Source organism: Janibacter cremeus (genome assembly GCF_013409205.1).
GTDB classification, from domain to species: Bacteria; Actinomycetota; Actinomycetes; order Actinomycetales; family Dermatophilaceae; genus Janibacter; species Janibacter cremeus.
On the sequence record NZ_JACCAE010000001.1, the window covers coordinates 2201736 to 2227637 of the forward strand.

At 68.7% G+C, this 25902-nt stretch carries 26 protein-coding genes, 3 tRNA genes and 1 other RNA gene; 17 read left to right on the plus strand and 13 right to left on the minus strand.

All coding sequences use genetic code 11. The annotated features are described in order from the left end of the window. Positions 1–163 precede the first annotated feature (163 nt). Together BJY20_RS10430 and BJY20_RS10435 are read left to right on the plus strand one after the other, a co-directional pair. Entirely contained in the window at positions 164–499 is a 336-nt protein-coding gene (locus BJY20_RS10430; RefSeq protein WP_185991467.1) for a PadR family transcriptional regulator, read from the plus strand. Continuing rightward, positions 496–1485: a permease prefix domain 1-containing protein gene (locus BJY20_RS10435; RefSeq protein ID WP_185991468.1), complete on the plus strand. Its 990-nt coding sequence runs from the start codon at positions 496–498 to the stop codon at positions 1483–1485. The genes BJY20_RS10430 and BJY20_RS10435 overlap by 4 nt, the downstream gene beginning before the upstream one ends. Here the strand turns inward: BJY20_RS10435 and BJY20_RS10440 are convergent. The 3 genes from BJY20_RS10440 to upp form a co-directional block, all read right to left on the minus strand. Next, complete coding sequence (locus BJY20_RS10440) at positions 1479–2171, minus strand: PH domain-containing protein (RefSeq protein ID WP_185991469.1); 693 nt, start codon at positions 2169–2171, stop codon at positions 1479–1481. The two genes, BJY20_RS10435 and BJY20_RS10440, sit on opposite strands and share 7 nt — an antisense overlap. A 4-nt stretch (positions 2172–2175) precedes the next feature. After that, entirely contained in the window at positions 2176–2349 is a 174-nt protein-coding gene (locus tag BJY20_RS10445; RefSeq protein WP_185991470.1) for a hypothetical protein, read from the minus strand. 109 nt (positions 2350–2458) lie between these two features. Further along, positions 2459–3097 carry a uracil phosphoribosyltransferase gene (gene upp / locus BJY20_RS10450; RefSeq protein ID WP_185991471.1) on the minus strand — a complete coding sequence of 213 codons (639 nt, stop codon included), beginning with the start codon at positions 3095–3097 and terminating at the stop codon, positions 2459–2461. A gap of 32 nt (positions 3098–3129) precedes the next feature. Here upp and tadA point away from each other — a divergent pair, with 32 nt between their 5' ends. Continuing rightward, on the plus strand, positions 3130–3618 hold the full coding sequence (tadA, locus tag BJY20_RS10455; protein WP_343062852.1) for a tRNA adenosine(34) deaminase TadA: 489 nt from the start codon (positions 3130–3132) through the stop codon (positions 3616–3618). A gap of 117 nt (positions 3619–3735) precedes the next feature. Continuing rightward, entirely contained in the window at positions 3736–4644 is a 909-nt protein-coding gene (locus tag BJY20_RS10460; protein ID WP_185991472.1) for a formylglycine-generating enzyme family protein, read from the plus strand. An 80-nt stretch (positions 4645–4724) separates the two neighbouring features. Here the strand turns inward: BJY20_RS10460 and BJY20_RS10465 are convergent, their stop codons facing one another. Continuing rightward, on the minus strand, positions 4725–5102 hold the full coding sequence (locus BJY20_RS10465) for an SHOCT domain-containing protein (protein ID WP_185991473.1): 378 nt from the start codon (positions 5100–5102) through the stop codon (positions 4725–4727). A gap of 241 nt (positions 5103–5343) precedes the next feature. On the opposite strand from BJY20_RS10465, the gene BJY20_RS10470 reads away from it, so the two are divergent. Both BJY20_RS10470 and BJY20_RS10475 read left to right on the plus strand, forming a co-directional pair. Next, positions 5344–7659, plus strand: coding sequence for an arylsulfatase (locus BJY20_RS10470; RefSeq protein WP_221935307.1), 2316 nt, complete (start codon positions 5344–5346; stop codon positions 7657–7659). A gap of 56 nt (positions 7660–7715) precedes the next feature. After that, positions 7716–7802: transfer RNA gene (locus BJY20_RS10475), tRNA-Ser, on the plus strand. A 135-nt stretch (positions 7803–7937) separates the two neighbouring features. Here the strand turns inward: BJY20_RS10475 and BJY20_RS10480 are convergent. Further along, positions 7938–8438: a LytR C-terminal domain-containing protein gene (locus BJY20_RS10480; protein WP_185991475.1), complete on the minus strand. Its 501-nt coding sequence runs from the start codon at positions 8436–8438 to the stop codon at positions 7938–7940. Between the two features lie 210 nt (positions 8439–8648). Then, positions 8649–9113, minus strand: a complete 465-nt coding sequence (locus BJY20_RS10485) for a DUF3817 domain-containing protein (RefSeq protein WP_185991476.1) — start codon at positions 9111–9113, stop codon at positions 8649–8651. Between the two features lie 83 nt (positions 9114–9196). On the opposite strand from BJY20_RS10485, the gene BJY20_RS10490 reads away from it, so the two are divergent. The 10 genes from BJY20_RS10490 (at position 9197) to BJY20_RS10535 (ending at position 19192) form a co-directional block, all read left to right on the plus strand. Next, positions 9197–9284, plus strand: a tRNA-Ser gene (locus BJY20_RS10490). A gap of 162 nt (positions 9285–9446) precedes the next feature. After that, positions 9447–9543, plus strand: an RNA gene (gene ffs / locus BJY20_RS10495) — signal recognition particle sRNA small type. Between the two features lie 133 nt (positions 9544–9676). Then, on the plus strand, positions 9677–10564 hold the full coding sequence (locus BJY20_RS10500) for a hypothetical protein (RefSeq protein ID WP_185991477.1): 888 nt from the start codon (positions 9677–9679) through the stop codon (positions 10562–10564). Between the two features lie 289 nt (positions 10565–10853). Next, positions 10854–13115, plus strand: coding sequence for a DNA polymerase III subunit gamma and tau (locus BJY20_RS10505; protein WP_185991478.1), 2262 nt, complete (start codon positions 10854–10856; stop codon positions 13113–13115). Positions 13116–13173: 58 nt separating this feature from the next. Beyond that, the gene (gene recR, locus BJY20_RS10510; protein WP_185991479.1) at positions 13174–13773 is read left to right on the plus strand and encodes a recombination mediator RecR; all 600 of its coding nucleotides are present in this window, start codon (positions 13174–13176) and stop codon (positions 13771–13773) included. Beyond that, a complete protein-coding gene (locus BJY20_RS10515; RefSeq protein WP_185991480.1) occupies positions 13766–14320 on the plus strand; it encodes a DUF5063 domain-containing protein in 555 nt (184 codons plus the stop codon). Before recR ends, BJY20_RS10515 begins: the two co-directional genes overlap by 8 nt. Positions 14321–14521: 201 nt before the next feature. Further along, positions 14522–15796 carry an aspartate kinase gene (locus BJY20_RS10520; protein ID WP_185991481.1) on the plus strand — a complete coding sequence of 425 codons (1275 nt, stop codon included), beginning with the start codon at positions 14522–14524 and terminating at the stop codon, positions 15794–15796. Beyond that, positions 15793–16890: an aspartate-semialdehyde dehydrogenase gene (locus BJY20_RS10525; RefSeq protein ID WP_185991482.1), complete on the plus strand. Its 1098-nt coding sequence runs from the start codon at positions 15793–15795 to the stop codon at positions 16888–16890. The genes BJY20_RS10520 and BJY20_RS10525 overlap by 4 nt, the downstream gene beginning before the upstream one ends. A 227-nt stretch (positions 16891–17117) precedes the next feature. Further along, positions 17118–17996, plus strand: coding sequence for a LytR C-terminal domain-containing protein (locus BJY20_RS10530; protein WP_185991483.1), 879 nt, complete (start codon positions 17118–17120; stop codon positions 17994–17996). Then, complete coding sequence (locus tag BJY20_RS10535) at positions 17993–19192, plus strand: pyrophosphate--fructose-6-phosphate 1-phosphotransferase (protein WP_185991484.1); 1200 nt, start codon at positions 17993–17995, stop codon at positions 19190–19192. Before BJY20_RS10530 ends, BJY20_RS10535 begins: the two co-directional genes overlap by 4 nt. 11 nt (positions 19193–19203) lie before the next feature. Here the strand turns inward: BJY20_RS10535 and BJY20_RS10540 are convergent, their stop codons facing one another. The 6 genes from BJY20_RS10540 to BJY20_RS10565 all read right to left on the minus strand — a co-directional run bounded on the left by BJY20_RS10540 (position 19204) and on the right by BJY20_RS10565 (position 22750). Beyond that, the gene (locus tag BJY20_RS10540) at positions 19204–19941 is read right to left on the minus strand and encodes an enoyl-CoA hydratase-related protein (protein WP_185991485.1); all 738 of its coding nucleotides are present in this window, start codon (positions 19939–19941) and stop codon (positions 19204–19206) included. Continuing rightward, positions 19941–20303: a YchJ family protein gene (locus BJY20_RS10545; protein WP_185991486.1), complete on the minus strand. Its 363-nt coding sequence runs from the start codon at positions 20301–20303 to the stop codon at positions 19941–19943. The genes BJY20_RS10540 and BJY20_RS10545 overlap by 1 nt, the downstream gene beginning before the upstream one ends. 13 nt (positions 20304–20316) lie before the next feature. After that, the gene (locus tag BJY20_RS10550; RefSeq protein ID WP_185991487.1) at positions 20317–21084 is read right to left on the minus strand and encodes a YoaK family protein; all 768 of its coding nucleotides are present in this window, start codon (positions 21082–21084) and stop codon (positions 20317–20319) included. Positions 21085–21091: 7 nt separating this feature from the next. After that, the gene (locus BJY20_RS10555) at positions 21092–21517 is read right to left on the minus strand and encodes a VOC family protein (protein WP_185991488.1); all 426 of its coding nucleotides are present in this window, start codon (positions 21515–21517) and stop codon (positions 21092–21094) included. A gap of 118 nt (positions 21518–21635) precedes the next feature. Then, positions 21636–21712, minus strand: a tRNA-Pro gene (locus tag BJY20_RS10560). Between the two features lie 96 nt (positions 21713–21808). After that, positions 21809–22750: a metallophosphoesterase gene (locus BJY20_RS10565; protein WP_343062853.1), complete on the minus strand. Its 942-nt coding sequence runs from the start codon at positions 22748–22750 to the stop codon at positions 21809–21811. A 56-nt stretch (positions 22751–22806) separates the two neighbouring features. Between BJY20_RS10565 and BJY20_RS10570 the strand changes: the two genes are divergently transcribed. Next, on the plus strand, positions 22807–23265 hold the full coding sequence (locus BJY20_RS10570; RefSeq protein ID WP_185991489.1) for a GatB/YqeY domain-containing protein: 459 nt from the start codon (positions 22807–22809) through the stop codon (positions 23263–23265). Between the two features lie 100 nt (positions 23266–23365). Here BJY20_RS10570 and BJY20_RS10575 read toward each other — a convergent pair whose 3' ends face one another. Continuing rightward, positions 23366–25882, minus strand: coding sequence for a penicillin-binding protein (locus BJY20_RS10575; RefSeq protein WP_185991490.1), 2517 nt, complete (start codon positions 25880–25882; stop codon positions 23366–23368). Between the last annotated feature and the right edge of the window lie 20 nt (positions 25883–25902).

The following is a 25902-nucleotide window of genomic DNA, read 5'->3' on the forward strand; positions in this document are numbered from 1 at the left end:
CGCCACACGAAGGGCGGTGCTCACCCGATCGGGTGAGCATCGCCCTTCGTCATGTCCGCCCGCCACCTCCGCCGTACCCAGCTCTCGCAGCCGCGTGGGCGGGTGCGGAGGGCGAAGGGAGTGCCATGGACAATAGTGTGCGACGCACACTATTGTGTCGAGCATGGACGAGGGCGTGCTGGGGGGACACCTTCAGGAGCTGCGGCGCGGCACCGTCGTGCTCGCCGCCTTGGCGACCCTGACGACCCCGAGGTACGGCTACGCCCTGCTCGAGACGCTCGATCGCGCGGGCTTCCCGGTCGACGGCAACACGCTCTACCCGCTGCTGCGACGCCTGGAGAAGCAGGGTCTGCTGACCAGCGAGTGGAACACCGACGAGGCGCGCCCGCGGAAGTTCTACCGGACCAGCCCGGCGGGGGACGAGCTGCTCGCGCATCTGCAGACCCACTGGCGATCGCTGGACTCGGCGATCGAGGCGCTGGACGGAGACCAGTCGTGACCACGACGACGAGCCTGACCGACCGCTACGTGTGGACCGTGTCGCGCCAGCTGCCCGACGAGATCGGCCCTGACGTGGCCCGAGAGCTGCGCGGCGCCCTCACCGAGACCATCGAGGCCAAGGTCGCCGCCGGTACTGACCCGAGGGAGGCCGAGCTGGCTGCCGTGCGCGAGCTCGGGGACCCGGACGTGCTCGCCCGTGAGTACCTGGGGCGGCCCAGCCACCTCATCGGCCCACGCTTCTACGCAGAGTGGGTCCGGGTGCTGACCTTTCTCCTGTCGTTCGTCCTGCCCGTGATCGTTCTCGTCACCGTCGGCGTCCAGGTGCTGGCGACCGACAAGGGCGTCGGAGCCCTCATCGGCACAGGGATCGGGCTCGCGGTACAGGTCGCCCTCCACCTCGTCTTCTGGACGACGCTCGCCTTCGCTCTCGTCGAGCGCTACGGCAGCGGTGGTGAGGGCGAGCGCTTCGTCTCCGAATGGGACCCGGCTGACCTCGCCGACCCCGATGTCCTGTGGCGCCGCCCCGGCACCCTCGAGGTGTTCGGCGATGTGCTCTTCGGCGTGATCGTCACGCTCCTCGTCGTCTGGCAGTTCGCCGGTGTCGGTGGGCGCGGGATCCAGGTGCTCGACCCCGACCTCTCGCTCGGTTGGCAGGCCACAGTCGTGGGCCTTCTCCTGGCCGAGGTCGCAGCCACCCTGCTGGTCTGGATGGCCGGTCGGTGGCGGGTGGTGTTCTCGCTCGCCCATGCCGCCACCAACGTCGCACTGGCCGTCGTGCTCATCCACCTCGTCCTCGATGGACGTCTGCTCACCGATCTGCCGCAGGTCCTCGGCGAGAAGTTCGGCTGGGACGTCGACTGGAGTGTCTCGACGCCGGCGGTGGTGCTCGGCGTCGTCGTCGTGTGCGGCTGGGACGTGGTCACCTCGTTGACCCGGTTGGTCCGTAGCGCGCGGATGCGGCGCCACCGGGGGGTGGGTCAGTAGCCGTACGGGTCGTACGGCGGCAACTCGCCGGTGTCGGCGTCGCGGTCGCGCCGTACGAGGTCGCTGCTGCGGTAGATCGAGGCGTGATCCCGCCGCTCATCGGCCCAGGAGTCCTCGTCCGTGTCGTCGGCGCCGTCGTGGCGCGAGGTCTCCCACGCCGGGTCGTCGTCATCGTCGAGGGTCGGGTCGGTCAGACCGAAGACGACGGCGCAGATCGCCCGGTAGTTGTCGTCCGGGTTCGGGACGAAGGAGATCTGCGACAGGGCCTGGTCCTGACCGGCGCTCTCGAGGATGAAGGTGCCGTAGCCGAGGACGCGGCCGAGCAGGGATCGCTTGTACCCCATGTCCGTGACCTTCTTCAGCGGCATCATCGAGACCTTGTGGTTGATCCACCCCTCGAAGAGGACGATCCGCTTGTCGGTGGCCACGACCTGGGTGTGGCGCCACTCGATCCACTGCCAGGCGGCCCAGAGGCAGGCGATGATCCACAGGATCCAGACGTACTTCAGGATCCCGCTGTGGGCGATGCTGACGGACAGGTCCAGCCACAGCGCGATCGCTGTGGCGGCGAGGACGATCAGGGCCGGCTTGAGCAGGACGATCGGGTGGTAGTGGATCTCCGCGGCCGGTGTCTCACCGGGGAGCAGGTACCGCTGGACACCGCCGTGGTCGACGCGCGCCGACACGGCGTCACCTGCTGATCAGTGAGTCGAAGAAGCGACCGATGTTCTCCACGCCGTTGGCGAGGATCTCCCAGGCGGTGCCGACCATGTCGGCGGCGTCCGAGGGGGAGGTCAGGATCGCGTAGAGGAGGAAGATCGTGACCAGCCAGAGGACGATCTTCTTGATCGGCGGCGTGTTCATGGGTCGTTCTTCTCCGTCTTCGGGCGGCTGGGCCCGTGAGGGCGCAGTGGGACGCCCCAGTGTTGCAGATGTGACCAGTGGGACTGGCGACCCTGCATCCGCAGGCGCGTCAGACGATGCCGTAGAGGCGGTCTCCGGCATCGCCGAGTCCGGGGACGATGTAGCCGTTCGCGTCGAGCTTCTCGTCGATGGCGCCGGTGACCAGTCGGATCGGCACGTCCAGCCCCCCCAGGTCCCGCTCGAGTGCGTCGATGCCCTCTGGTGCCGCGATCAACGTGACGGCGGTGATGTCGTCGGCGCCCCGCTCGACGAGGTATCGGATCGACATCGCCAGGGTGCCGCCGGTGGCAAGCATCGGGTCGATGACGTAGCACTGTCGGCCGGAGAGGTCATCGGGCAGTCGGTTGGCGTAGGTGACGGCCTCGAGCGTCTCCTCGTTGCGCAGCATCCCGAGGAAGCCGACCTCGGCGGTCGGCAGCAGGCGGACCATGCCCTCCAGCATCCCGAGCCCCGCACGCAGGATCGGCACGACGAGCGGCTTGGGCGTCGACAACTTCAGTCCGGTCGTCGGACCGACGGGTGTGGTGATGTCGAAGGGCTCGCACCGCACCTCCCGGGTTGCCTCGTACGCCAGGAGCGTGACCAGTTCTTCGGCGAGCCGACGGAAGGTCGGGCTGTCCGTGTCCTTCTTCCGCAGGTAGGTCAACTTGTGGGCGATGAGTGGGTGGTCCGGGACGGTGACGCGCATGAGCCGAACCTACCGTGCGGGAGACTGTGGGGGTGAGCCATGACCCGACCCGTCCGCAACGCCCTGCCGAGGAGGCGTGGATGGAGCGCGCCCTGCACCTGGCGAGGCAGGCTGCCGCCGACGGAGATATCCCCGTGGGCGCGGTCGTCGTCGACGCGGACGGCGTGATCATCGGCGAAGGGAGGAACACCCGCGAGCGTGATGGTGACCCCACGGGCCACGCCGAGGTGGTCGCCCTTCGCTCGGCGGCGGCGGCGAAGGGGGAGTGGCGCCTGACGGGGTGCACCCTCGTCGTCACGCTGGAGCCGTGCCCGATGTGCGCCGGCGCGAGCGCCCTCGCCCGGGTCGACAGGATTGTTCTCGGAGCCTGGGACCCGAAGATGGGCGCCTGCGGCTCGGTGTGGGACATCGTGCGCGACCGACGCTCGACCCACCGGGTCGAGGTCGTCGGGGGTGTCCATGAGGCGGAGTGTGCCGCGATGCTGCTCGAGTTCTTCGCTCGACAGCGCGGGGCCGGCTGACCCTCGCACGGTCCTTCACAGTCCACCTGTTGACGGGTCCACGGTGTTCCACCACGCTGGAAGTCCTGTCGATGCGGCAGCAGGCTACGCCCTCGTGGCGAGAAGGTGGTGTCTCGCATGGGCACGGAGGACATGGTTCGCCTCGACGGCGGTACTTTCCGGATGGGCTCTCAGGAGTTCTACCCCGAAGAGGGGCCGGTGCATGAGCACACGGTGGCCGCCTTCGCCATCGACCGTCATGCCGTGACCAACGCTGACTTCGCCGCCTTCGTGGCGGACACCGGCTACGTCACCGTCGCCGAGCGCGACATCGATCCCAATGACTTTCCCGGTGCGGTGGAGGACCTCGCCCCGGGCGGTCTCGTCTTCACGCCGACCGCGGGACCGGTGGATCTCAACGACTGGCGCCAGTGGTGGCGGTGGGTGCCGGGAGCCTCGTGGCGGGCCCCCGAGGGGCCCGGCTCGACGGTGGAGGGCAGATCGCGTCATCCGGTGGTGCAGGTGGCATTCGAGGACGCGGTCTCCTACGCCACCTGGGTGGGCAAGAGGCTGCCCACGGAGGCGGAGTTCGAGTACGCCGCGCAGGGTGGGCGTGACGACCAGCGCTTCGCGTGGGGGGATGATCCGTACCCGGGTGGGGTCCCCCGCGCTAACACCTGGCTGGGTCGGTTTCCGTACGAGCGGGTCGGCGACCACGGTGGTCGGACGGCGCCGGTGGGTTCCTACCCCCCGAACAGTTACGGACTGGTGGACATGATCGGCAATGTGTGGGAGTGGACGAGTGGTGTCTACACCGCTCGCCATGCCGCGGACGGCCGGGGCCCGAGCCATGACCCCACAACGGGCGGCGCCACGTGCTGTGGCGGCGGCGCACCGCCCATCTCGCCCGTTGCCGCGCTGCGGACGATCAAGGGGGGCTCATTCCTGTGCACCCCCGAGTACTGCTTTCGCTTCAGGCCGGCAGCGCGCTCGCCGCAGAGCGAGGACACGGCCACGGTGAACATCGGCTTTCGGTGTGCGCGCTGAGGCACTGCCTCGGACCTACCGGCTGAGTGGACCCGCAGCGGTCTCCGGTCCCCCTGCGGCGGGAGACCGCTGCGAGAGCGTCAGGTGAGAGCGGACGCCTTGAGGGCGTCGAATTCATCGCGGGTGATCGCGCCGGAGGAGAGTAGGGACTGGGCTCGCTCGATCTCCTCTGCCTTGGACGCGGATGCGTCTCCGGTGCTGCTCGCACGAGCAGGGTCCGGCATGACCTGCGCGTTCCGGGCAGCCATGGCGTCGCCACGGGTGATCAGGTAGAAGAGCACTCCCAGGAGAGGCAACAGAACGAGGAAGATCAGCCACACGGCCTTTGCCACACCGCTGAGGTCATGGTCGCGGAAGAGGTCGAAGACGACTGCTACGAAGACCCAGATGCTGGCCACCGCGACCCAAGCGAACAGAAACCAGAAGAAGAAGTCCCAGAAGTCCATGGTCGTGTCCATTTCCCGTCGGTGAGAGGGCACGAACGTGCCCCGTGCGGGAAACATAGGAGCAGCGTCGACGTCGAGGCATCGCGCAGATCGAGTGAAGGTTCGAGGAGTGGTCCCGGCTTCGTCCAAGAAGGGTGATGACGTGTTGTGGGCGCGGTGCCATCGTCACGGGATCGACGCCGAGAGGACCACCATGACGAACCCAGCCGACCAACACGCGCGATCCACCTTGCCGATCCCGGATCGTCCGCCGATGAGGCACACGACGTACGACGCCAAGGACCCTGAGACCTCATACCCGCCGATCGAACCGCTGCTACCGCCGGTGGGCGCTCCCAACGTCCTTGTGGTGCTGCTGGACGACGTCGGATTCGGTGCGTCCAGCGCTTTCGGCGGGCCCTGCCACACGCCCGTCGCCGAACGGCTCGCCAGCGCCGGCCTGCGTTTCAACCGCTTCCACACCACGGCATTGTGCGCACCCACGCGCCAGGCGCTTCTCACTGGACGCAATCACCACTCGGTGGGGATGGGGAGCATCACGGAGACGGCGACCTCGGCACCCGGCAACAGCTCTGTTCGTCCGAACACGAAGGCCCCGCTGGCGATGACGTTGAAGCTCAACGGTTACTCCACAGCGCAGTTCGGCAAGTGCCACGAGGTTCCCGTGTGGCAGTCATCGCCGATGGGCCCGTTCGATGCGTGGCCATCAGCGGGCGGTGGTTTCGAGACCTTCTACGGTTTCATCGGCGGCGAGAACAACCAGTACGACCCGGCTCTGTACAACGGCACCACGCCTGTGGAACCACCCGCCACGGCAGAGGAGGGGTACCACCTCACCGAGGACCTGGCGGACCGGGCCTGCGCCTGGGTGCGCCAACAAAAGGCGTTGATGCCGGACCGGCCCTTCTTCATGTACTTCGCTCCCGGGGCCACCCACGCCCCGCACCATGTTCCGCTGGAGTGGGCCGACAAGTACGCCGGTCAGTTCGCGCAGGGATGGGACGCCCTGCGGGAGCAGACGCTCGCTCGCCAGAAGGAGCTCGGTGTGGTCCCCCAGGACGCAGTGCTCACGCCGCGGCACGACGAGATCCCGGCGTGGGACGACATGCCGGACGAGCTCAGGCCCGTCCTGGAGCGACAGATGGAGGTGTACGCAGGGTTCCTGGAGCACACCGACCACCACGTGGGCCGGGTCGTCGACGCGATCGACGATCTCGGGGTCCTGGACAACACGATCATCTACTACATCGTCGGCGACAACGGCGCATCGGCCGAGGGCACGACGCAGGGCGCCTTCAACGAGATGGCCAACTTCAACGGCATGGCCGCCCTGGAGACTCCGGAGTTCATGGTCGCCAAGATGAACGAGTTCGGCACGCCGAGTTCCTACAACCACTACGCGGTCGGCTGGGCCTGGGCGCTGAACTCACCCTTCCAATGGACCAAGCAGGTCGCGTCGCACTGGGGCGGCACCCGCAACGGGACGATCGTGCACTGGCCGGAGGGGATCGACGACCCGGGTGGGTTGCGCTCCCAATTCGCCCACGTCATCGATATCGCGCCCACGATCCTGGAGGCGGCCGGGTTGCCCGAGCCGACGAATGTCAACGGCGTGCAGCAGTCGCCCATGGAGGGCACGAGCATGCTCTACAGCTTCCGCGGTCAGGACGAGCCGGAGCGCCACGACCTGCAGTACTTCGAGATGTTCGCCAACCGGGGCGTCTACCACAAGGGGTGGAGCGCGGTCACCAAGCACCGCACCCCGTGGGTGATGGTGGGCGGCGATCTGCCGGCCTTCGACGATGACGTCTGGGAGCTGTACGACGGCAACGACGACTACAGCCAAGCGCGCAACCTGGCGGCCGAGCATCCGCAGATGCTGGCCAAGCTGCAACGACTCTGGCTCATCGAGGCGGTGAAGTACAACGTCCTGCCGATGGACGACCGCACCGCGGAGCGGCTCGTGCCTGAGAGCGCAGGGCGACCGACGTTGGTCCATGGAACCTCACAGTTGTTCTACCCCGGAATGGGACGCCTGTCGGAGAACAGCGTCATGAGCATCAAGAACAAGTCCTTCTCGGTGACCGCGGAGATCAGCGTGCCCGAGGGGAAGGCCGCACACGGCGTGCTCATCGCCCAGGGGGGCCGGTTCGGAGGATGGGCGCTCTACGCGCGGGAAGGGAAGGTGAAGTTCGTCTACAACGTCTTGGGGATCCACTCCTTTGCCGTGGAGGCCGAGGTGCTCATTCCTTCGGGCACGCACCAGGTCCGCATGGAGTTCGCCTACGACGGTGGGGGCCTCGCCAAGGGCGGTGATGTGACCCTGTACCACGACGGCACTGCGGTGGGATCCGGTCGGGTGGAGATGACGCAGCCGATGGTCTTCTCCGCGGACGAGACCACGGACATCGGGTACGAGTCCGGGACCACTGTCGCCGACGACTACACCAGCCGGACGAGTCACTTCACCGGCAAGCTCCACTGGGTGCAGATCGATCTGGGCCTCGATGACCACGATCACTACATTGACCCGGACGAGCGATTCCGGATCGCGATGGCGCAGCAATGAGATGGGGTGCGGCCTGCGATTCGGGATGAGGGCGGCTCTCTTGTATCGTGCTTCGCGGTGGCGTGTCCGAGCGGCCTAAGGAGAACGCCTCGAAAGCGTTTGTCGGTTGACGCCGACCGTGGGTTCAAATCCCACCGCCACCGCCCGAAGGCCCCGCCCGGTTGATCCGGGCGGGGCCCTCCGCATGTCTGGGCGTGCCCAGAAGGGACCCTCTGTGCAGGAGGGGCGAAATCCGTGGGGTGTCGGTTCCATAGGGTTCCCCGAGGGATCGGTCAGGATCAGCAGTCGGGGACTGCGGCCTTGTCCACGAGGCCATCGAACTGCGGGCCGAGGACGACATCGACACTCGTTCGGGTGCGCTCGTCGACCTTCCGGGCGAAGCTGCCGACGGTGTCGTCGACGAGATCGGCGCCGCTCTTGCCCTGCTCCCCGTAGCGCAGCTCGCCCCGACCGGTCAGCTCGGCACGCTTGGGATCGTTGGCGACGGTCTTGACGACGAAACCTCGCTGGCGCAGCCCCTTGGCAACCTGCGCGGCCAGCCCGGCCCGGTTGGTCGCGTTGTAGACGTTGACCTCCACGTCTTTGGGGGCGAGGTCGCACGAGGTCGTGGTGGAACTCGTGGTGGGGGAGGCGCTGCGAGTGTCGTCGACCCGGAGGTAGGACAACGCGTACCACGCTGCGAAGAAGAGCATCAGGATGACGAGGCTGAAGGTGATGATCGACCGGCGGCTTCTCGCGCGGGTCTCGCTGGACTCTCCGTAGTGGTGCTTGTCGGTCATGGTCCGTCTTCCCGATCGCGGGGAGTGTTCCGACCGTGGCCCGGGCAGGGGCGGCTGTCGCCGACGGTCTGGAAGATCACCCGGACACGATATGAGGGGTGGTGTGGGTTGGCCGCACCGGCCCCGTGCTTGTGATCGACTCGTCACTCCTTCGGGACCTGGCCGTGGTCCCCACGCAGCTCGCCTCGATCACGACGAAGAGTGCTGGTATCAGGAGGTCGGGACGGGTGGGCCGATGAAGAGGGCCGCGCCGGTGAGGACCGCGACTGCTGCGACGAGGACGAGGGCGGCCAAGCCTGGGCGGACCAGCGCGCCGGAGACGAGCTTCTCGAGGGCGGTGGCGGCCGCCCCCTTCGTCCGAAGGCGCCATGTGGTGCCGAGGTGGCCGTCGCGATCGAGCCAGCGCTCGGTCCACAGTGTCGCCAGCGGCGGGACGGCTGTGGCCAGGGCGATGAGGCCGCGCTTGGCAGCCCACCGCTGGTCGACCCACACGATGACCGTCACGAGCACGTACGCGATGAAGACCACCCCGTGCAGCATCCCGCCGATACGCACACCCATCTGGGTGGTCTGGGTGACGTACTTCAGGAACATGCCGATGAGCAGCAGGGACCAGGTCACGGCCTCGGCGGTCGCGACCGTCACGAACAGGCGGCGGGGGGAAGGGAGGGGCATGCTTCCATGGTCGCCGACAGGTGGCGAAGGTGGGTAATCGTCCCGATTTCGGGCACGCGGTTCGCTCGGGTAATCTCTCCCGCGGAGGATTCGCATAGTGGCCTAGTGCGCGCGCTTGGAAAGCGCGTTGAGTGAAAGCTCTCAGGGGTTCGAATCCCCTATCCTCCGCCACTGCACGGCCCCGGTCCACGGATCGGGGCCGTGTTCGTTGTCCGGGGCGAAGGCTTCGAGGGAGGGCACGCGTCCCTCGAGTCGGAAGGCGGGCTGTGCCGGGGGTGCTCGGGGGCGCAGGTCGCTCTGCGACGGTGATCCCCCGAGTGTGTAGACTTTGCGATCGGCACCCCGCGTGGTGGTACCTCACCGAACTCCCCCAGGGCAGGAATGCAGCAAGGGTAGGCGAGCTCTTCCAGGTGCGCGGGGTGTCCTTTTTGTGCCCTGCGGGACCGGCAATCCGGGCCGGCGCAAACTTGCCCCCTCGTCTCGACTGGCGCGTGGCCCAGATCCGCTTAGCGTTGACTCCAGAGCGACCGTGACCGCGGTCGCCTCCGCGAAGGAGGAGCTCCATGGACAACCAGTGGATCTGGATCATCGTCGCTGTCATCGTCGTCTTGGTGCTCGTCGCCCTGGTGGGCATGCTCGTCAAGGGCGCCAAGCAGAAGAAGATCGAACACGACCGCGCCGAGGCCGATCGGATGCGTGCCGAGGCGGTCGAGCGGGAGCGGGACGTGCGTAGTAGGGAGGCCGACGCCCGGGCGAGTGACGCCGATGCCCGCGCCGCGCGGGCGGACGCAGAGCTCAGCGCCGCGGAGGCAGACCAGCAGGCGGCCGACGCCGAGCGCCGTCGCGTGGACGCCGAGCGCCTCGAGGACGATGCTCGGCTGAAGGCAGAGGACGCCGACCGTGAGAAGTTCGCTCACGAGGAGCAGCTGCGGGCTGCGGCCGCCAAGGACCCCGACACCCGGACGCAGGACGGCGCCCCGGTGGACGGTGGCCGTACGGACCAACGCGTCCACGGTGCCGGGACGGTCGCGGGCGGCGCGGGAGCCGTCGGCGCGGGTGGCGGCGCACACGCATCGTCGGAGGGCGGCTTCGCCGATCGTCCGGTCGAGCAGCGCGAGGACTTCGCATCCGAGGGGGCCGTCGGTCAGGAGGACGGCCTCGGCTCGGACCGGCCGTTGGGTCGGGACGACGGTCTCGGCTCGGACGGCCAGCCGGGCCCTGACGAGGGCGTCGGTTCTGATCGTCCCGTCGACCAGCCCGGCACCGTGGGTGGTGACGGCCTCGAGCGCGATCGTGGCCTCGGCGCCGACCCCGGCGAAGCGGGTCGAGATCACCTCGCCGCAGAGTCGCGGCCGGACGGCCCGCAGCACGCGAAGCGCGAGGGTCTGATGGACAAGGTCCGCGACAAGGTCGACGAGGCGCGTGGTCGTGACGACGACCCACGCGTCTGACACGTCCACGAGCGGGCCCGCCGCCCCGCCCGGGGTGGCGGGCCCGGTTCGGTCCGCAACCGCGAAGGGGTTTCGTGAAGATCGCCATCATCCTCGGCGGCACCCGTCCCGGCCGGTTCGGACGTGCTCTTCCCGGAGTGCGGGCGCCGCCCCAACGAGATGCGCAACCTGCTCGCCCAGCTGAGGAAGGTCACCGAGGCGACCGACTCCCTTCGTCCCTGACCTGGCCGTCCACAGCCGGCCCCGGCTCAAGGGGCCGGCTGTCGGGGACCGCAAGTAGGGTCGTGCCGTGAGCACCGCCCTGTACCGCCGCTACCGGCCAGAGACCTTCGCCGACGTCATCGGCCAGGAGCACGTCACCGAGCCGCTGATGCAGGCGCTGCGCTCCGGGCGGGTCAACCACGCCTACCTCTTCTCCGGCCCGCGCGGCTGCGGCAAGACCACGAGCGCGCGCATCCTCGCCCGCTGCCTCAACTGCGAGCAGGGGCCGACCCCCACGCCGTGCGGCGAGTGCGACTCGTGCGTGGCGCTGGCCCGTGGGGGTGCCGGCTCCGTCGACGTCATCGAGATCGACGCGGCCAGCCACGGTGGCGTCGACGATGCGCGTGACCTGCGCGAGCGGGCCTCCTTCGGTCCGGCGCAGAGCCGCTACAAGATCTACATCATCGACGAGGCGCACATGGTCACGCCGCAGGGTTTCAACGCCCTGCTGAAGATCGTCGAGGAGCCGCCGGAGCACGTGAAGTTCGTCTTCGCGACGACCGAGCCGGAGAAGGTCATCGGCACGATCCGATCGCGCACCCACCACTACCCCTTCCGTCTCGTCCCGCCAGCACGACTGCAGGACTACATGGAGCAGCTCTGCGCGGCCGAGGACGTGGCCCTGGAGCCCGGCGTGCTCTCCTTCGTCGTCCGGGCCGGAGGTGGGTCGGTCCGAGATTCGCTGTCCGTCCTCGACCAGCTCATCTCCGGTAGCGACGAGCGCGGCCTGACCTACGAGGGAGCCGCCTCGCTCCTGGGGTTTACCGACGACGAGTTGCTCGACCGTGCGGTCACGGCCTTCGGTGCCGGTGATGCCGGAGGCGTCTTCACCGTCATCGACTCGGTCATCGAGACCGGCCTGGACCCGCGCCGTTTCGTCGAGGACCTGCTCGAGCGCTTCCGCGACCTCATCGTCATCGCGGCCGCACCCGAGGGCGCCGCGGCGATCCTGCGGGGACTGCCCGGTGACCAGATCGAGCGGATGCGTCAGCAGTCCGGCGTCTTCGGCCCCGCGTCGCTCTCCCGTGCCGCCGACATCATCAACGCCGGCCTGACGGAGATGACCGGGGCCACCTCGCCGCGGGTCCAGCTGGAGATCATCGCCGCTCGAGTGCTCCTCCCGGCCGCGGCCGGAGAGTCCGGCCACGCGGCCCGCCTGGACCGTCTCGAGCGTCGCCTCGACGTCGGGGGAGTGCCCACGGGCGAAGGCGGTGTCCTGAGGCGCGACGAAGGAGCCTCGAGAGGGGGCGCCGCCCCGCCTCAAGCCACTGCGCGCCAGCGGCCCGCGTCCGTCCCGCAGCAGGCAGCGCCTGCGGCGCCGGCGCGCGCATCCACCCCGCACGAGCCCGCTGTGCAGTCGACACCTGAGCCGGCGCGATCCGCAGCCGTGACGGAGGCATCGGCGCCGGACCGGAGTGAGCAGCCCGCAGACCGCCCGGGTCAGGCACAAGGAGACCCCGCAGCAGCCCGAGGGCCAGCCCACCAGCCATCCCCGGAACCGCCCCGAGGGCCGTCCCCGGCGGCCCGGACGCCGGCAGCCGCAGCCCCTGGACCGGAGCAGCCCGCAGCCGCCGAAGCGGCCCCGGACGCGTCAAGCAGCCACATCGATGTCGAGGCCTTGCGTCGGGCCTGGCCGGACGTCCTCGGGCGGATTTACCAGATGCGTCGGGCGACGTGGACCTTCCTGTCCGAGCACGCGCAGGTGCTCTCCTACGACGGGCAGCGGCTCGTCCTCGGGATCGCGACGACCGGGCTGGCCAACGCCTTCCGCAACGGCTCCCACGCCGAGGTGGTCCGTCAGGCCCTGATCGACGCCCTCGGTGTCGATGCCCGCGTCGAGGGTGTGCCCCACTACGAGCAGAGCGGCCAACCACCGGCCGGTGGCGGAGCCCAGGCGACGTACTCGCCACCGCCGCAGGCCGTGCCCGCGACCCCTGCCTCCGGCGAAGGGGGTGCCCCCGCAGCTCCCGGTGGCGCACGGACCTCGCCCCCGGCGAGTGACGTGGGCGTCCCGGCCTCGGCTCCGGGCCCGACCGGCGCGGACTGGGGTTCGGCCCCAGCAGCGGCCTCGTCCCCTCCCTCGTGGGCCACGGCCGACAGGACGGACGCGGCGAGTGGGATCGAGCAGACGGCCGGCTCCCGTTCGCCATCCGTCCCGGAGCCGCAGCCACCACGCGAGCCGGACGACGCGTCCGTCAGCGACGACGACGAGGACATCGTCGATGCCGGTGCCGCCGGACCGGCGGTCGTCGAGCGGATCCTCGGCGGGACCGTCATCCGTGAGGAGTGAACCCGCCCACGGCTCCGCGATGACCCGCGTGGTCACCGGTGGGGCGTAGAGTCGAGACGTGTATGAAGGTGTGGTCCAGGACCTGATCGACGAGCTCGGCCGACTGCCCGGGGTCGGTCCCAAGAGTGCCCAGAGGATCGCCTTCCACCTCCTGCAGGCCGACCCGCAGGACGTCCAACGGCTGGTCCAGACCCTCAGCGAGGTCAAGGACAAGGTCTCCTTCTGCGAGACGTGCGGCAACGTCGCCGAGGGCCCGCAGTGCCGCATCTGTGCCGACACCCGTCGGGATCCCAGCGCCATCTGTGTGGTCGAGGAGCCCAAGGACGTCATCGCGATCGAGCGCACCCGCGAGTTCCGCGGCCGCTACCACGTCCTCGGCGGGGCGATCTCCCCGATGGACGGTGTGGGCCCGGACGACCTGCGGTTCACCGAGCTGATGTCGCGGCTGTCCGACGGCAGCGTCGCCGAGGTGATCATCGCGACCGACCCGAACCTCGAGGGGGAGGCCACCGCGTCCTACACGGCCCGGCTGCTCTCTCCCTTCGGGATCAAGGTCACCCGTCTGGCCTCCGGGCTGCCCGTGGGCGGTGACCTCGAGTACGCCGACGAGGTGACCCTCGGTCGCGCGTTCGAAGGGAGGAAGTTGCTCGATGCCTGACGAGACCACCCTGCTGGCCGACGAGTGCGCCGCGGAGGCGAGCGCTTGGCTGGCCACCGTCGCCGAGATCGCCTCGGGTGCCGCTCCCGAGAGCGCCATCCCGCTCCTGCTGCTCACGACGAGCCAGATCCAGCTCGTGGGCGCCCGGCTCGGAGCGATCAACGACATCGTGCTCGAGCAGCGCTTCGAGGACGACGCGGGCCCCGACACCGACCTCGACCCTTTGCGTACCGGACTGGCCCAGTTGCTGTCCGAGGTCGACGAGTACGGCGACGTCGCCGACCCGGTCACCTCGCCGGAGCCGACGACCGGCTCGTTGAGCAATGACCTGGCGATCATCGCCGGCGCGCTCACGCACGGGCTGGCCCATCACGGGGCCGGACGGACGACAGAGGCGCTGTGGTGGTGGCAGTACAGCTACCTCGCCGACTGGGGCGACCGCGCGGCGATGGCCGTGCGGGTGCTGCAGACGCTGCTCGCGCACCTGCGGCTGGACGCCGACGATGACATCGTCGGTGAGGCCGAGTTCGACGCGCTGCACTCCTGACCCGATGGCCGGTCGGCCCCTCGCGTGGTGGGTGACCAGCCTCACGACCGGGCCTGGGGCCTGCCTGCTGAGCGTCCACGCGGGTCTCGGATGGTAACGGTCTGGTGGACGGATGCGGCGCCCGACCCGCCGGGTCGTTATCCTTCGGGGTGACGCGCCGGCCCGTGCCCGGGCCGGACCCGCAGATCACGGAGTTCTCCTTTGAGTCTGGTTGTCCAGAAGTACGGCGGTTCCTCGCTCGGTGATGCCGAGAGCATCAAGCGAGTCGCACACCGCATCGTCGAGACGAAGAAGGCGGGCAACGACGTATGTGTCGTCGTCTCCGCCATGGGTGACAGCACCGATGAGTTGCTGGATCTCGCCGAGCAGGTCAGTCCGGTTCCTCCACCACGCGAGATGGACATGCTGCTGACCGCCGGCGAGCGGATCTCGATGGCGCTCGTCGCTATGGCCATCGCCGACCTCGGCCACAGCGTGCGCTCCTTCACCGGGAGCCAGGCGGGGGTCATCACCGACACCTCGCACGGCAAGGCGAAGATCATCGACGTCACGCCCGGCCGCATCACCGAGGCGCTGGGCAAGAAGCACATCGTCATCGTCGCCGGGTTCCAGGGAGTCAGCCAGGGGACGAAGGAGATCACGACCCTCGGCCGAGGTGGCTCCGACACGACCGCGGTGGCGCTCGCGGCCGCGCTCGAGGCCGACGTGTGCGAGATCTACACCGACGTCGACGGAATTTTCACCGCCGATCCGCGCATCGTCTCCAAGGCGCACAAGATCGACCGCATCTCCCACGACGAGATGCTGGAGATGGCCGCCAGTGGCGCCAAGATCCTCCACCTGCGGTGCGTGGAGTACGCGCGTCGCTCCGAGATGCCCATCCACGTGCGTTCGTCCTTCTCCCCGAAGGAGGGCACGTGGGTCCTGCCCCCCGAGACCGAAGGAAACCAGGACATGGAAGAGCCCATCATCGCCGGCGTCGCGCACGACGCCAGTGAAGCCAAGATCACCGTCGTCGGCGTGCCGGACGAGCCGGGCCGTGCCGCGCAGATCTTCAGGACCGTGGCCGACGCCCAGGTCAACATCGACATGATCGTGCAGAACGTCTCCGAGTCGGAGACCGCCCGCACCGACATCTCCTTCACGCTGCCGATGGCAGACGGGCAGGTCGCCGTCGAGGCGTTGATGGAGACGAAGGACGAGGTCGGCTTCGAGTCGATCCAGTACGACGACCAGATCGGCAAGCTGTCGTTGATCGGTGCCGGCATGCGCACCAACCCGGGTGTCTCCGCGACTTTCTTCAAGGCACTTGCCGAGGCGGACATCAACATCGAGATGATCTCGACCTCCGAGATCCGCATCTCCGTGGTCACGCGCGCCGACCAGCTCGACGGCGCGCTCCAAGCGCTGCACACGGCCTTCGGCCTGGACTCCGATGACGGCGAGGCCGTTGTCTACGCGGGCACCGGGCGGTGACCGCGTCCCCGTCGCCGACCACCGGGCCGACTCTGGCCCTGGTGGGGGCGACGGGGCGCTTCGCGCAGGCCATTGCCGCTGCGCTCGCCCTGCGGGATGACTCGTGGGGCGAGATCCGGCTCTACACGCCGGGGGTGTCCACCCGCACCCTGACCGTGCGCGGTCGCGAGCAGCCGGTGGAGACCCTTCGGGAGGACTCTTTCGGCGGTGTTGACGTCGCGCTGTTCAACCTCTCGTCGGACCAGACCAGGGAATGGGCACCTCGGGCGGTTGCCGCCGGTGCGGTCGTCGTCGATGCGAGCTCGACGCACCGCGGGGATGACGACGTCCCGTTGGTCGTCCCGGGCATCAACTCCGAGTTGGTGGCCCACCGTCCCCGCGGCATCGTGGCCCTGCCCGGGCCAGTCACGTGGGGACTCATCGACGCGGCGCACGTCCTGCACCAGGGCTGGGAGCTGCAGCATCTCGTCGTCACCGGGCTCATCGCTGCGGTGTCAGCGTCCGACCGTGGCGTGGCCCGACTGCGCGAGGAGCTGCACACCGTCGCCTCCGAGCCGACGATCGGGCAGCACCCGGGGGACGTGCGAGGGGCCGTGTCGGACCTGCCAGTCGCTTCTCCCTTCCCGGCGCCGTTGGCGCTCAACGTCATCCCGTGGGTGGGGCAGCCGACGGACGACGGCTTCACCTCGGCCGAGCGGGCGGTCGACCAGGAGGTGCGCAAGGTCCTCGACCTCGCGGACACGGTCCCCGTCGTGGTCACCCTCGTCCAGGTGCCGGTCGTCCTGGCGCACTCGATGGCGTTGCACGCGCGGTGCGCGCGACCGGTGTCCACGGACAAGATCCGAGCGGCATGTGTGGCCGCACCGTCCCTGGTCCACCTCGACGAGCGGACCGGAGAGGTGCCCACGCCGGTCGACAGCGTGGGCATCGACCCGCGCTTCGTGGGCCGGATCCGGCAGCCGAAGGGAGCTGGGCACCACATCGACATGTTCGTCAGCGCAGACACCACCCGTAGGGGGGCGACCGCGATGCTCGCCGTCGCGGAGTTGATCGGGCACGAACGACGTGAGGGCATGTCTGCGCAGTGGACCTGACCGTATCGCCAGCGGATCCTGACCATCGTGCAACCGGTTCACCAGCTCGGACGTCGATAATGAGGGTGCGTCGCTCGGCATCGGTATCGGTACGGGAACGATGGACTTGTGTTGCTTGTGTGACTCGTGTGACTCATGAGGGGATGGGGATCACCTACAATGGACGCAGGGGAGGGACGTAGATGACCGATCAGAATCAGGGTACGGACCCGCACGACGAGGGGCCCGTGTCGTATCGCGTTGTGGGCTTCGACGAGCTCGAGGGTGCCGCAGCCAGGCACTTCCGTCGGCAGCGTCGCCGCCGACTCATCCTCTTCGTCACCCTGCCCGGCCTCGTGCTGGGCACAGCGACAGTCGCTGCGGCCTACAGCACCGGTCTGCTCGGCATGAAGGAGACCGTGGCGTGTGCTCCGGTCTCCGCTGAGGCACCTGAGCGCGAGTCCTTCAAGATCAAGCTCCTCAACAGCGCCGACACCGCCGGTCTGGCGAGCGAGGTCGGGCGCGAGTTGGAGTTGCGTGACTTCAAGGTCGCCTCGATCGGGAACGCGGACAGTTCCGTCTATGTCGAGGGGCCCGCCACGATCTACTTCGGTGACGAGGGCCTGGAGAACGCCCTGCTGGTGCAGAAGCAGATCCCCGGCTCCCAGTTGTGGAACGACGCCCGGTCCGGGGACAGCGTCCAGCTCGTGCTCGGATACGGCTTCGAAAAGCTCGTCGGCGAGCCCGACCCGCCGCTGCCGGCTCCCTCGGAGATCGCCCTCAACGTCTACAACACGACGTGGCACGTGGGGCTGGCCGCTGACGTGAGCAAGACTCTCGAGCAGCGCGAATTCACGGTCAAGAAGACGGGCAACGATCCGCAGATGTCCTTCCTCGAGAAGGAGGTCGGGGTCATCCGCTTCGGTCCCGAGGGAGAGCGAGCCGCCAAACGGCTGGCCGAGCAGGTCGAGGACGTCCAGATGCAGAAGGACGACCGCAGCGGCACCACGCTCGACCTGGTCCTCGGCAACAAGTGGGATGGGCTGAAGCCGCAGACCAAGGTCCCGCAGGTCGAGCCCTACGAGCGTCCGCCAGAGACGATCCAGTTGCCCTGCGAGAGCGAGTGAGCGTTCGCACAGTTGCGATGCTGACGGCCGGGGGCATCGCCCCGTGCCTCTCGTCCGCGGTCGGCGGCCTCATCGAGGGCTACACCCGGCGCGCCCCGCAGGCGCGTCTCATCGGCTACCTCGACGGCTACGCCGGGCTGCTCGAGGGCCGCAGCATCGAGGTCACCGACGAGGTGCGGGCCACCGCCGACCGACTGCACTCTTTCGGTGGCTCCCCGCTCGGCAACTCCCGGGTCAAGCTGACCAATGCCCAGGACCTCGCCCGACGCGGTCTCGTGGCCGAGGGGGCGGACCCCCTTCGCATCGCAGCGGAGCAGCTGGTCAAGGATGGCGTCGACGTCCTGCACACGATCGGCGGCGATGACACCAACACCACGGCCGCCGACCTCGCGCGCCACCTCGCGGAGCACGGCCATGATCTGAGGGTGATCGGACTACCCAAGACGATCGACAACGACATCGTCCCGATCCGGCAGAGCCTGGGGGCGTGGACCGCAGCGGAGCAGGGAGCGGTCTTCGCCCGCAACATCATCGGGGAGCACTCATCGAACCCCCGGATGCTCATCGTCCACGAGGTCATGGGCCGCCACAGCGGCTGGCTCACGGCCGAGACCGCGCGTCGGTACCGCGAGCAGCTGCTCGAGCGCGAGTTCGTGCCCGGTATCGGCAACGACCCGCGCCGGTGGGACGTGCACGCGGTCTACGTCCCGGAGGTGCCTGTCGATCTCGACGCCGAGGGAGACCGGCTCAGGGAGGTCATGGATGCCATCGGGTGCGTCAATGTCTTCATCGCGGAAGGTGCCGGTGTCGACGACATCGTCGCCTCGCTCGAGGCCTCCGGGCAGCAGGTACCGCGCGACGCGTTCGGCCACGTCGCCCTCGACGAGGTCAACCCCGGCGCGTACTTCGCGGAGAACTTCGCCGAGCGGCTCGGTGCGCACAAGGCCAAGGTGTGGAAGTCGGGGTACTTCGCCCGCTCCTCCGCTCCGAACGCCCGGGACCGGGAGCTGATTGCCCGCTGCACCGACCTGGCGGTCGAGACCGCGCTCGACGGGGGCTCGGGTGTCATCGGCCAGGACGTGGAACGCGGCGACGAGCTGCGCGCGATCGAACTGGACCGCATCGCCGGTGGTGGCGCCTTCGACCCGACCGTCGACTGGTTCGTCGATCTGCGTGGAGCCATCGGCCAGATCTGACCGAAGCAGAATCAGGCGCCGTGCTTGCGGCGCAAGGACCACATCTGCGGAGAGTGCTCGACCTCGACCGCGGCGTCCCACGCCAAGCCGCCGGGAGCGGTCTCTCGACGGAAGCTGCGCAGCACCCGACGGGCCAGGTCCGGGTCGGCCGCGGCACGGGCAGCTACCGCCCGGGCCGCGTCCTCCACATCGGCGTCCTCGTGGGCGGACCACGCGATCCCGAGGTCGACGGCACTGGTGCCGTCGACCTCCTCGCCGAAGAGGCCCATGGCAGCCGTGGCTTCCCGGCCCGCGACCCGGTGCAGCAGGTGCAAGTGGCCGCCGCCGGGATGGATGCCGATCTGCGCGAAGCCGGGCAGGAACCGGGCCGAGCGTGAGACGACTCGAAGGTCGGTGGACAGGGCCAGGTTGAGTCCCGCTCCCACAGCCGCGCCCCGCACCGCCGCGATCGTCGGCACGTCGATGGACCCGATCGTCGTGAACGCCGCGTAGACGGTCTCGAGGTCGCGGTATGCGGTGTCCTCGACCGGGTCCTTGCCGGTCTCGGTGAGGACGGAGCGGACGGCTCCGGCGCAGAAGTGCTCGCCCCCGGTGACGACGACCGCGCCCACGCCGGCGTCCGACTCGGCCGTGCGAGCAGCGTCCATGAGCTCGCGCGACATCTCCACCGACAGAGCATTGCGCCGCTCCGGCGCGGCCAGGGTGATCGTCGCGATGCCTTCGGTGACCTCGTAGCGGACCTCGGTCATCAGCTTCCCTCCGTGTAGAACCAGCGTCCTGCGCGCCGGGTGAATTCGCTGCGCTCGTTCAGCTCGCCCCCGACGTGTCGGGCGGTGAAGGACACCGTCCCGGTCATGTCCTCGGGCCCCCCGCCGACGACCTCCGTGACCTCCAAGCCAGTCCATTGCGCCTCGCCGGGGTTGACCACCGTCGGTCGGGTGCGGCCGTCCCACGTGCGCCACAGGTGCTCCGCATTGCCGAAGACGTGCGCCGTGTACCGGCTGCGCATGAGCTCCTCGGCCGTTGTGGCCAGACGCTCGGTCGTCAGCAGCGGTCCGCAGCACTGGGACAGTACCCGGCCGGTGCCGCAGGGGCAGGGCTCGTCACTCATGGGCCCAGCGTAGTCAGAGAAGGCCTTCCGCCCTGGCGCCGAGGTCGGCCAGCAACGGTTGGTAGGAGACGATCAGCAGGAGCAAGGCACCGGGGACCAGGATGGCGAAGCCGATGGACAGATAGCCGGTTGCGCCGATGACGCCGCCCACGATGAAGAGTGAGATGAGCATGCAGTGCAGTGCGATCTGCCTGCGGTTGCCGCGCACCCGGTCCATCTCGGGGTGTCGGTTGCGGTAGAAGAGCTTGCCCAGCTCGATCCCGATGTCGGTGACCATCCCGGTCACGTGGGTGGTCCGGATCCGGGCGCCGGAGATCTTGGTGATGACGGCGTTCTGCAGCCCCATCGTGAAGCACAGGACCGGCACGAAGACCAGCTCGCGGCCATCGCCGGTCAGCTCCTCGGCGAGCAGCCCGAAGACGAGCATCAAGGCGCCCTCGAGGAGCAGAACGTTGGCGTAGCGGCTGCGTAGTTCCCGTCGACGCCCCCAGTTGAAGACGATCGCGCACGTCATCGCACCAGCGACGAAGGAGACCACGGACAGCACGCCAACCGCGACGATGTACCACTCGCCGACGACGATCTGGTCGGCGATGAGGGCCGTGACGCCGGTCATGTGCGAGGTGTAGAAGGCAACCGCGACGAAGCCCACCGAGTTGAGGACGCCGGCCACGAGTGCCAAGAGGCAGGCGAGCTGGTGGTTCAGGATGGGCGTGCGCTCCGGTCCGGCCATCCGCAGCAGGTAGCCGGATGCCCCCGCTGCCCGGGATGATCGCTTCATGTGCAGGTCACGTGGCGAAGATCTGGGACTCGTCCGCGAAGGACTTGAACTCCAGGGCGTTGCCGGCAGGGTCGAGCAGGAACATCGTCCACTGCTCGCCCGGCTGCCCCTCGAACCGCACGTAGGGCTCGATGACGAACTCGAACTGTGCCGCCTTCAACCTCGCGGCGAGATCGTGAAAGTCGTCGTGGTCGAGCACGAGCCCGAAGTGGGGGACCGGTACCTGGTGGTCATCGACCCGGTTGTGCCCCGCCGGACCGGGCGAGCCGTCGTGGGTCTCGTGGGTGACGAGTTGGTGGCCGTAGAAGTCCCAGTCGACCCACAGGGTGTCCGAACGACCCTGCCCGAGCCCGAGGACCTCGCCGTAGAACTTCCGAGCGGCATCGATGTCGTCGACCGGGATGGCCAGGTGGAAGCACGGGCGATGGGTCATGGGCATCTCCTTCGGGGCGGGTCCTCCCAGTAGACCGCACCTGCCGACGTAGCTCATGAGCGGGACGACCAGAGACGAGAACACCGGCTCCGATCCGTGGACCAGAGCCGGTGTCAGGTGGTCGGGGTGACAGGATTTGAACCTGCGACCTCGTCGTCCCGAACGACGCGCGCTACCAAGCTGCGCCACACCCCGAGGTGTGTCGTCACCGCGGTGGGCAACGACAAGGAAGAATAACCCAGAGACTGCTTCGACCCGTAATCGGGGGGCGGTCTGCGCCCTCGTGGTCCCTCATCGAGGGTCTCCTGATGCCGTCAACGTCATCAGGGTCGCCTCGGGCCGGCAGGCGAAGCGAACTGGTGCGAATCGCGAAGCGCCCAGCCCGGCGGAGACGTGCAACCAGGCCGCGTCCGAGGGCTGTTGCTGACCGGAGCCCGCGCCCGGCCACCAGCGGGAGACTCCCTTCGCCCGACCGCGGTCGAGGTCGCAGTTGGTGACGATCGCCCCGAAGCCGGGCACGCACAGCTGCCCGCCGTGGGTGTGGCCGGCCAGAAGCAGTCCGGCTCCGTCAGCGGTCATGGCATCCAGGACGCGTTGGTAGGGCGCGTGCAGGACCCCGATCGTCAGGGCGGCATCGGGGTCCGCGGGCGCGCTCACGGACGCGTAGTCGTCGCGCGCGATGTGCGGGTCGTCCACGCCGACGAGGTCGATCCGGCCGGCCTCCATCGCCACCGTGGTGCGGGCGTTGTCGAGATCGACCCAGCCCCGGTCAGTCATCCCGGCGCGCAGCTCCCCGGTCGGCAGTGTGGTGCGCCCGAGCGGCGCGGCGGCATAGTCTCGGGTGAGGTACCGCGCCGGGTTCTTCAGCGTCGGCGCGTAGTAGTCGTTGGACCCCAGGACGAAGACCCCGGGCCGCTCGAGCAGCGGAGCCATCGCCTCCAGCGCCGCGGGCACGGCATCCATGTGGCTCAGGTTGTCGCCGGTGTTGACCACGAGGTCGGGCTCGAGGGCGGTGAGGGAACGGATCCACTGCTGCTTGGCCCGCTGACCCGGAACCATGTGGATGTCGCTGATCTGGAGCACCCGCAGGGGCCGTGAGCCCCGTGGGAGGAGGGGCAGAGCGTACCGGCGCAGGGCGAACGCGCGCGGCTCGACGAGGGTGGCCCAGGCCAGGGCGGCCGCGCCGGTGGTGGCGCCGTAGGCCGCGAGGCGGACGGGCAGAGGAGTACTCACCCGAGCATCATCCCAAAACGTCTCCGGCGAGGTGGGGCCCTGCGACAATCAGGTCCATGAGCGACTCCTTGAAGGCAATCCTGCGCACCGACCTGCACGCCGCGATGCGAGCCCGCGAGCAAGTCCGTGTGGACACCCTGCGGATGGTCCTCACCGGCATCAGCAATGCGGAGGTCTCCGGCACGCAGGCCCACGAGCTCAGCGAGGCGGAGACCCTCAAGGTCGTGGTCAAGGAGGCCAAGAAGCGCAAGGAGTCGGTCAGTGCCTATCGTGACGCCGGCCGTCCCGACCTCGCTGCGCGCGAGGAGGCCGAGCTGGAGGTCCTGCAGGCATACCTGCCCGAGCAGCTCGGCGACGACGAGCTGGCCGGGATCGTCGACCGGGCGATCGGCGAGGTGGGTGCGACCTCCATGGCCCAGATGGGGCAGGTGATGAAGCTCGTCCAGACCACGGTCGCCGGCCGCGCAGAGGGTGGCGCCGTCGCCGCCATGGTCAGGACCCGCCTCGCCGGCTGACCCGTCTGACGCAGGACGAAGACGGTGCCCTGAGGCACGACGCAGGAGCCGCGAAGGGGACTGGTCGCCGTGGTGGTGACCAGTCCCCTTCCGCCTGCTGTCAGTCCTCGGAGGACGACGCGGTCGAGCTGGGCTCGTCCTCGTCCTCGTTCTTGTTCGAGTTCCCGTTGGTCGTCGCGCTCGCGGACGAGGTCGACGACGGGGTCGAGGCCGAGCTCGTCGACGGCGGTGGGGGTGGCGCCTGGGTCGTCGGCTCCGGCGGTGGGGGCGGGGGCGGCGTGTACGGCGGAACCCCGCTGGAGATGTACATGGTCACCGTCGACCCCTTGAGCGCCTCGTCCCGTGGGTCGGTGTAGGCGACTGCTCCGGCTTGCTGGTTGCTGTTGACGTAGCTACCACCCTCCTTCGCCTTGAAGCCGGCGTCCTCGAGGGCCTCCTTCGCCTGGGTGGGGCCCTCGCCCACGACATCCGGGATGTCCCGCAGGTCGCCCTTGACGATCTTCTTGCCGGGCTTCTTGAAGTCCTTCTCCTTCATGCCCTTGGATGCGGTGTTCATGATGTTGTTCCAGACCGGAGCGGCGATGGTGCTGCCGAAGACGCTGCCGTAGAACTGACCACCGATGGAGACGTTGTCCATTGCGTACTCGGTGATCGGGGAGCCGACCCAGATGGCGGTCGACAGCTGCGGGGTGTACCCGGCGAACCAGGACTGCTTGTGGTTGTCCGTGGTCCCCGTCTTGCCGGCGGCCTGACGGCCACCGTCGAGGTCCTGCCCCGCTGCGGTGCCGCCCGCCTCGAGGGGCCCACGCAGCAGCTGGGTGACGCCGCGGGCGATGCCCTTGTCGATGACCTGCTTGCACTTCGGCGGCTTGATCTTCATCTTGGAGCCGTCGGCGCGGGTGATGGACTCGATCGGTGTCGGCGGGCAGTACTTGCCGTCCGCGGCGAGGGTGGCGTAGGAGGAGGCGAGCTGCAGCGGTGACGTCGAGTCGGACCCGAGCACGAGGTTGGAGATCGCGTACTTGCCCTTGATCTTCTCGCCGCCGGCGCGAGCCAGGCCGTAGGGGAGCCCGTAGCCGTCGGTGAGGCCCATCTTCGCCATGACCTTCGGGATCTTGCACGAGCCGATGTCGGCCGCGAGCTGGGCGAAGCCGGTGTTGATGGACTTCTTGGTGATCTCGGCCAGGGTCAGTGTCCCGCCGACCTGGTAGTCGTTGGATACGGCCCACGTCGGGGCGCTGGTGCTGCAGCCGTCCTGGAAGTCATCCGGGTCGAAGTGGTGCGGGTTCTTGATGCCGGCAGAGGGTGCATCGACCGTCGCCCTCATCGGCATACCCTTCTCCAGGGCCGCGACGAGCGCGTACATCTTGGCGGTCGACCCGATGGCGAAACCGTTGGTCCCGCCGTACTGCGCCGGGACGCTCCACGCCTGCTCGGAGTACTGCGTCGTCGCCTCCTCCATCCCGACCTTGTACTTGGAGGTCTGCGCGACGGCACGGACCTTGCCGGTACCGGGCTCGACGACGGCACCGGCTGCACCGAACCTGTCGTTCCCGTTGGGCACCTTGTCCGTCAGGTCGTCCTTGAGTGACTTCTGCCAGTCGCGGCGCAGGGTCGTCTCGATCCTCAGGCCGGCGGTGTTGACCGTCTGCATGCGAGCGTCCGGGTTCGGGCCCAGCTCCGGCATCTGCTTCAGGTAGGAGATGACGTAGTTGCAGAAGTACGGGTCGGCCGCCTTGGAGCAGGTGCCCCCTTCGTTCTGGCGGATGGTGAGCAGGTCCGCCAGGTCCTTGGCCTTGGCCTCCTTGCCCTCCTCCTGAGTGGCCCAGCCCAACTCGACCATTCGGTCGATGACGACGTCGCGCCGCTCCTGGACCTCTTTGGTGTTCGTGCGCAGGTTGAGGCGGCTGGGTGACTGGACGACCCCGGCGAGCGAGGCAGCCTCGGCCAGCTCGAGGTCCTTCGCGTGCTTGCTGAAGAAGTGCAACGACGCGGCCTCCACGCCATAGGCCTGGTCGCCGTAGTACGCGAGGTTCAGGTAACTGCCCAGGATCTGCTTCTTGGTGTGTGTCTTCTCGACGTTGAGCGCGTACTTCAGCTCTTGGAGCTTTCGGGCGTACGTCTGCTCCGTCGCCGCCGCGACGCCCTCGCGGTTGTCGTTGCGGGCGGCCTGCTCCACCAGCATCATCTTCACGTATTGCTGGGTGATCGACGATCCACCCTGCGTCGCCTGGGAGGTCAGGTTCGACACGAGGGCGCGGCTGGTGCCGCGGATGTCGATCCCGCCGTGCTCGTAGAAGCGGCTGTCCTCGATGGCCAGCTGCGCCTTGCGCATCACCGGCGCGATCTGGTTCAGGGGTACGACGATGCGGTTCGCGTCGTAGGGGGTGGCAAGCAGCTTGTCGTCCGCGGAGAAGATCTTCGACTGCTGGGCAAGGGGGTTGGCCGTGAATTCGTCATCGAGGTTGTTGAACCCCTGCGCAGTGGCCTTGGCGGCATTGCCGGAGGCGGCGGCGAACGGGATGACGAGTCCGGCACCGACGAGGCCCATGCCGACCGCCACGGCGACGAAGGCACCGAGCAGCCGGGCAAGATGTGGCATCCGGGAGGCAGACATGGGCAAAAGGGTAGCGCTCG

Excerpts from the sequence above, each read along its gene's own strand:
- BJY20_RS10430 (WP_185991467.1), top strand. The coding sequence starts at position 164 with ATGGACGAGGGCGTGCTGGGGGGACACCTTCAGGAGCTGCGGCGCGGC.
- BJY20_RS10445 (WP_185991470.1), bottom strand. The coding sequence starts at position 2,349 with ATGAACACGCCGCCGATCAAGAAGATCGTCCTCTGGCTGGTCACGATC.
- upp (WP_185991471.1), bottom strand. The coding sequence starts at position 3,097 with ATGCGCGTCACCGTCCCGGACCACCCACTCATCGCCCACAAGTTGACC.
- BJY20_RS10460 (WP_185991472.1), top strand. The coding sequence starts at position 3,736 with ATGGGCACGGAGGACATGGTTCGCCTCGACGGCGGTACTTTCCGGATG.
- BJY20_RS10465 (WP_185991473.1), bottom strand. The coding sequence starts at position 5,102 with ATGGACACGACCATGGACTTCTGGGACTTCTTCTTCTGGTTTCTGTTC.
- BJY20_RS10470 (WP_221935307.1), top strand. The coding sequence starts at position 5,344 with ATGAGGCACACGACGTACGACGCCAAGGACCCTGAGACCTCATACCCG.
- BJY20_RS10480 (WP_185991475.1), bottom strand. The coding sequence starts at position 8,438 with ATGACCGACAAGCACCACTACGGAGAGTCCAGCGAGACCCGCGCGAGA.
- BJY20_RS10485 (WP_185991476.1), bottom strand. The coding sequence starts at position 9,113 with ATGCCCCTCCCTTCCCCCCGCCGCCTGTTCGTGACGGTCGCGACCGCC.
- BJY20_RS10500 (WP_185991477.1), top strand. The coding sequence starts at position 9,677 with ATGGACAACCAGTGGATCTGGATCATCGTCGCTGTCATCGTCGTCTTG.
- BJY20_RS10515 (WP_185991480.1), top strand. The coding sequence starts at position 13,766 with ATGCCTGACGAGACCACCCTGCTGGCCGACGAGTGCGCCGCGGAGGCG.
- BJY20_RS10540 (WP_185991485.1), bottom strand. The coding sequence starts at position 19,941 with ATGACCGAGGTCCGCTACGAGGTCACCGAAGGCATCGCGACGATCACC.
- BJY20_RS10545 (WP_185991486.1), bottom strand. The coding sequence starts at position 20,303 with ATGAGTGACGAGCCCTGCCCCTGCGGCACCGGCCGGGTACTGTCCCAG.
- BJY20_RS10550 (WP_185991487.1), bottom strand. The coding sequence starts at position 21,084 with ATGAAGCGATCATCCCGGGCAGCGGGGGCATCCGGCTACCTGCTGCGG.
- BJY20_RS10555 (WP_185991488.1), bottom strand. The coding sequence starts at position 21,517 with ATGACCCATCGCCCGTGCTTCCACCTGGCCATCCCGGTCGACGACATC.
- BJY20_RS10570 (WP_185991489.1), top strand. The coding sequence starts at position 22,807 with ATGAGCGACTCCTTGAAGGCAATCCTGCGCACCGACCTGCACGCCGCG.
- BJY20_RS10575 (WP_185991490.1), bottom strand. The coding sequence starts at position 25,882 with ATGTCTGCCTCCCGGATGCCACATCTTGCCCGGCTGCTCGGTGCCTTC.